General features: G+C 74.4%; 6 protein-coding genes. 4 read left to right on the top strand and 2 right to left on the bottom strand.

Features of this window, described 5'->3' with window-relative positions:
* Positions 1–256 (bottom strand): Zn-ribbon domain-containing OB-fold protein (locus PV341_RS43585; RefSeq protein WP_500360804.1); only part of this gene is annotated, 256 nt, incomplete at its 3' end.
* Positions 257–413: 157 nt separating this feature from the next.
* Here PV341_RS43585 and PV341_RS43580 point away from each other — a divergent pair.
* The 4 genes from PV341_RS43580 to PV341_RS43565 are packed head-to-tail and all read left to right on the top strand — an operon-like array spanning position 414 to position 4,694.
* A complete protein-coding gene (locus PV341_RS43580) occupies positions 414–1,292 on the top strand; it encodes an NUDIX hydrolase (protein ID WP_500332184.1) in 879 nt (292 codons plus the stop codon).
* Positions 1,289–2,314, top strand: a complete 1,026-nt coding sequence (locus tag PV341_RS43575; protein ID WP_500360803.1) for a molecular chaperone DnaJ — start codon at positions 1,289–1,291, stop codon at positions 2,312–2,314. The genes PV341_RS43580 and PV341_RS43575 overlap by 4 nt, the downstream gene beginning before the upstream one ends.
* A 38-nt stretch (positions 2,315–2,352) precedes the next feature.
* Positions 2,353–3,357: a hypothetical protein gene (locus tag PV341_RS43570; protein ID WP_500332182.1), complete on the top strand. Its 1,005-nt coding sequence runs from the start codon at positions 2,353–2,355 to the stop codon at positions 3,355–3,357.
* A 29-nt stretch (positions 3,358–3,386) separates the two neighbouring features.
* Positions 3,387–4,694, top strand: a complete 1,308-nt coding sequence (locus PV341_RS43565; protein WP_500332181.1) for an adenylosuccinate synthetase — start codon at positions 3,387–3,389, stop codon at positions 4,692–4,694.
* Here the strand turns inward: PV341_RS43565 and PV341_RS43560 are convergent.
* Positions 4,625–5,432: vWA domain-containing protein (locus PV341_RS43560; protein WP_500360802.1), on the bottom strand; the 808-nt coding region annotated here is incomplete at its 5' end. The genes PV341_RS43565 and PV341_RS43560 overlap by 70 nt on opposite strands.

Genomic DNA, 5,432 nt, shown 5'->3' with positions numbered 1-5,432 from the left:
GGTCGCAGGGGTACGGGGCGGGCGGTCGGTAGCGGGCGTCGGTGTACGACCAGACCCGGCCCCGCCGCGACAGCGGTACCTCCTCCAGGTCCCCTTCGGCGCCGTCGCAGGCCGGGTTGCGGCAGGCGTGGTCCTCACGGGGGAAGAACACCGCGCCGCAGCCGCGGCACCGGGTGCCGAGCAGCCGGAAGCCGTCCTCGTCCGTCGTGTCGTGTGTGAACCAGCCCGTCACCACGGGTTTCCGCGACCGTGCCACGTCCGGATCCTCCCCTGCTGAACTGACGGTTCGTCAGAAGTGTGCCACGGGCGGGCCGCACGGCGGAACGGGGTGGACGGTGTCGGTGCCCGGTGCTAAGTTCTTCTCGAAGCGAGAAATACTCGAAGTGAGAACAACCGGCGAGAGGTGACGCACGATGGCGGACCGGCAGGGTGAGGACGCGTTCCTCGCCTCCTATGACCCGCGAGCCTTCGAGCCCATCGCCGTGACCGTCGACGTCGTCGCCCTGACGCTGCGTCAAGGGGCCCTGCACGTGCTGCTGGTGCGCCGCGGCGGCCCGCCGTACGAAGGTGCCTGGGCGCTGCCCGGGGGATTCGTCCAGGCCGGACGCGAGTCCCTGGACGAGGCCGCGGCCCGTGAACTGGCCGAGGAGACCGGGCTCGACGCGGCACGCGGCCTCGGCCGCGTCCACCTCGAACAGCTCGGCTCCTACGGCCGCCCCGACCGCGACCCGCGCATGCACGTCGTCTCCGTCGCCTACCTCGCCTTCGCCCCGGACCTCCCCGAGGCACGGGCCGGCAGCGACGCGGCGGCGGCCGAGTGGGTCCCGGTCGAGGCACTCGCACCGCAGGTGAAACCGGACGCCGCCACCGCGCGTCCCAAGGAGCAGGACCGGCCGGCCGGGATCCACGGGGGTGGTTCCGGCCGCCGGTCCGGCCAGGTACAAGGCCTCGCCGCCGACCTCGCCTTCGACCACGGCACGATCCTCGCCGAAGGCCTCGACCGGGCCCGCGCCAAGATCGAGTACACCCCGCTGGCCACCGCCTTCCTCGGCGAGGAGTTCACCGTCACCGAGCTCCGCTCGGTCTACGAGGCGGTCTGGGGCCGCACCCTGCATGCAGGGAACTTCCACCGCAAGGTCCTGTCGGTGCCCGGCTTCGTCGAGTCCACCGGCACCACCGCCGGCCGCGGCGGCTCCAAGGGCGGCCCCCGGGCCCGCCTCTACCGCGCCGGCGACGCCCGCCTCCTGCACCCCGCACTGCTCCGCCCCGACCGTGAGGACAGTGTCCGATGACCGCCACGACGCGTTCCGCGTCCGCACATCGCGTCCGCACCTTCGACGACGCCCTGGCCGCCCTCGGCCGGCCCTTCCCGGCCGACGCCGGTGAGGCCGCCCGGCACCACCGCCGGCTCGCCCGGCTGCTCCACCCCGACACGGCCCCGCCCGGCCGCGCTGACGAGGCCGAGGCCGCCTTCGTCCGCCTCACCGCCCTGTGGCTGCGGCACACCGGCGACGGCCCGGCCCTCACCACCGCCCGCGGCGTGTACCCGCTGGGGCCCGTCCTGGCCGAGGGCGACCTCGCGGTGCTGCGGGCCGCCGGGCCCGGCACCGCCTTGAAGATCCCCCGGCGGCCCGCCGACAACGACCTGATGGAGCGGGAGGCCGGCGCCCTCACCCGGCTGCACGGCGTCGCCGACGCCCGGCACCGCGCCTACGCACCCCGCCTGGCCGAGTCCTTCCGCCATCGCGGCCCCGACGGCACCGAACGCCGTGTCAACGCGCTCCAGCGGCTGCACGGCTTCCACACCCTCGCCGAGGTCCGCGCCCTCCACCCAGGCGGCCTCGACCCTCGCGACGCCGCCTGGATGTGGCGCCGGCTGCTGGTCGCCCTCGGCTGGGCGCACCGGGCCGGTGTCGTCCACGGCGCCGTCCTGCCCGAGCACGTCCTCATCCACCCCGCACAGCACGGCCTCGTGCTGGTCGACTGGTGCTACTCCACCGAACGCGGCGCGACCGTCCCCGCCCTCGTCGAGCGCCACCGCGCCCTCTACCCGCCCGAGGTCCCCAGCCGGCGCCCCGCCACCGAGGCCACCGACATCCACCTCGCCTCGCGCTGCGTCGAGCAGCTGATGGGAGACCGCGCGCCGCGACCGCTGCGCGCCTTCCTGCGCGGCTGCACGCTCCCTGCGCAGGCCCGCCGCCCGCACGACGCGTGGCGGCTGCTCGCGGAGCTCGACGACGTCCTGGAGGGTCTCTACGGCCCGCGCACCTTCCGCCCGTTCACCATGCCGGGCGGCGGGACCCGGGACGCCTGACACACCTGACACACCTGACACACCAAGGGGGAACCACCATGGGCAGCGGAAGCTGGTCCACCAACGTCTACGACGCCGCCGCGCGCTACCGCGCCGCCAGCGGCGCCGGCGCCTTCGCCTACAGCGACCGCGTCACCTCGTCCGCACCGCGCAGTTCCTGGACCGCGCACCCCTCGCTCGACCCGAAGGACATCGGCGTCCGCGAGAGCCGCGACTCCGACGAGCACCCCACCTCGCTCGCCATCGCCGTGCTGTTCGACGTCACCGGATCCATGCGCACCGTCCCGCAGGTCCTGCAGACCAAGCTCCCCGAGCTCTTCGGCCTGCTCCTGCGCAAGGGCTACACCGAGCACCCGCAGATCCTCTTCGGCGCGGTAGGCGACGCCACCTGCGACCGGGTCCCGCTCCAGCTGGGGCAGTTCGAGTCGGACAACCGCATGGACGACGACCTCGGCAACATCCTGCTGGAGGGCGGGGGCGGCGGCCAGATGACCGAGTCCTACGAGCTCGCCATGTACGCGATGGCCCGGCACACCTCGATCGACTGCCACGACAAGCGCGGCCGCCGCGGCTACCTCTTCCTGATCGGCGACGAGCTGCCCTACGGCAAGGTCAAGGCCCGCGAGGTGCGCGACGTCCTCGGCGACGAGCTCGCCGAGGACATCCCGGTCACGCGGATCGTCGCCGAGCTGCGGCGGAAGTTCGACGTCTACTACATCCTCCCGGCGGGCTCCTCCTACGTCGGCAACACCGAGGTCCTCGGCACCTGGCGGGGGCTCCTCGGCCAGAACGTCATCGAGCTCGACGACCTCGACGCCGTCTGCGAGACCATCGCCCTCACCATCGGGCTCGGCGAGGAGGCCATCGACCTCGCCGAGGGCCTCGAAGACCTCGCCGACCTGGGCTCCGCCGCCACCGGCTCCGTCGGCAAGGCCCTCGCCGCCCTCGACCGCGACCGCGCGGCCGTCGCGGTGACGGACACGCCCCTGATCGACGTCACTGGCGACGGCGACGGCACTGCCACCGGCACCACCCGCCTGTAGGCCCCTCCCGGAGGACCCTGGAGGACCCCGTGCACACCATCGTCGTCGACCTCGGCTACGGCGACGCCGGCAAGGGCACCGTCGTGGACCGGCTCTGCGCGAGCGGGCCGGTCCGCGCGGTCGTCCGCTTCAACGGCGGAGCCCAAGCGGCGCACAACGTCGTCACCACCGACGGACGCCACCACACCTTCGCGCAATTCGGCTCCGGCACCCTCCAGGGCGTTCCCACCCACCTGTCCCGCTTCATGCTGGTGGACCCCCTCGCGCTGGCCGCCGAGGCCGACCACCTCGCCGCCCTCGGCGTCCCCGCGCCGTACGCCCTGCTCAGCGTCGACCGCGCGGCCCGCCTCACCACCCCGTACCACGCCGCCGCCAACCGGCTGCGGGAGCAGGCCCGCGGCGCGGCCCGTCACGGCTCGTGCGGCATGGGCATCGGCGAGACCGCCGCCTACGCCCTCGCCCACCCGCAGGACGCCCCCACCGCGGGGGACTGCGCCTCACGCCCCCGTCTGCTGCGCAAGCTGCGCCTGCTGCGCGACCGCCTGGCCGACGAGTTCGGCCGCCGGCTGCCCGCCCCGCCGCCCGAGGACTGCGCCGACGCCTTCACCGCCTTCGCCCGCGCCGTCACCCTCACCGGCGACGGCCACCTCGCCCGCGTCCTGCGCGAGGGCGCGGTCGTCCTCGAGGGTGCCCAGGGCGTGCTCCTGGACGAGTGGCACGGTTTCCACCCCTACACCACCTGGTCCACGACCACGTTCGCGGGCGCCGAGGCCCTGCTGGCGGAAGCCGGTCAGGAGGCCCGCCGGCTCGGCGTCGTACGGACGTACACCACCCGCCACGGCCCCGGACCGCACGTCACCGAGGACCCCGAACTCGCCCCGCTGCTGCCCGAACCGCACAACGGCCACGGCCCCTGGCAGGGCGCCTTCCGCACCGGCCACTTCGACGCCGTCGCCCACCGCTACGCCGTCGAGGTCTGCGGCGGTGTGGACGCCCTCGCCGTCACCCACCTCGACGCGCCCCGCCGCTGCCCGCAGCTGCGGCTGGTCCGCGCGTACGACACCGGGCAGACGCGGCTGCCCACCGCCCCGGCCGGGGACCTCGGCCGTCAGGCCGCCCTCACCGAGCGGCTGCTGACGGCGCGTCCGGCACGCTGGGACATGCCCGGCCCCGACCCGGCCGCCTGGTCGGAGGCGGTGGGGGAGGCGCTCGGCGCGCCGGTCGTCCTGGAGTCCCACGGCCCGACGGCCGCCGACAAACGGGAGGTTCAGCGCAGGATCCCGGCCTGCCGCGCGGCCGTCATCCAGGAGGGGAACTCCGAGAGGAGCCGGTCGTAGAGCTCCGCGTCCGGCACGGTGGCGATGTCGTCCACTGCGAAGAACCCGACGTTGTCCACACGCCGGCCCGGCAGGGTGTCGAAACGCTCCAGCACCCCGTAGTTGGCCCGGCCCAGGCCGACGAACTGCCAGAACACCGGCTCCTCCACCGCCTCCCGCAACTGCTGCTCGATCTGGGCGTTGCGGTAGACACCCCCGTCGGAGAAGAACAGCACGAGCGTCGGCGCCGCCGTCGGGTACGCCCGCACGAACGCCCGGACCTCGGCGATGACCTTCTGCTCCTCGTTCTGGATGCCGACGAACCGCATGTCGACCTGGCCCGGCTGCAGTCCGTGCCGGGGCTTCTTGGGCCGGCCGAACAGGCTCAGCTCGCCCACCCGGACGTGCAGCCGCAGCCACAGCGGCAGTTCCGCGATCCGCAGGTCCGGCAGCCGCGCCGGGTGCGAGGCGAAGGTCCACGCCTGCATCTCGCCGTCGTCGTCCAGTTGCGCCGCGACCGCCGCCATGCGCTCGACCACGTCGGCGACGACCCCGCGCGCGTACAGGCCGGCCATCGAGCCCGAGGCGTCCAGCACGAGGATCACCCGTGCCACGACGCCCACCGCGCCGTGCTTGCGCAGGCTGACGGCCACCTGCTCCTTGCGCAGGCTCAGCCGCTTGCGCATGTCGGGAGGAAGGTGCTCCTCGCCCTTGGTGAGCCGGACGGCCGGCGGCGGGGGAGCGGCCCCGGCAGGGAAG

The sequence above is a fragment of the Streptomyces sp. PA03-1a genome (genome assembly GCF_033792805.1).
GTDB lineage: Bacteria > Actinomycetota > Actinomycetes > Streptomycetales > Streptomycetaceae > Actinacidiphila.
Note: the sequence above shows the minus strand (reverse complement) of the source record. Positions and strands in the feature narration are given on the sequence as shown.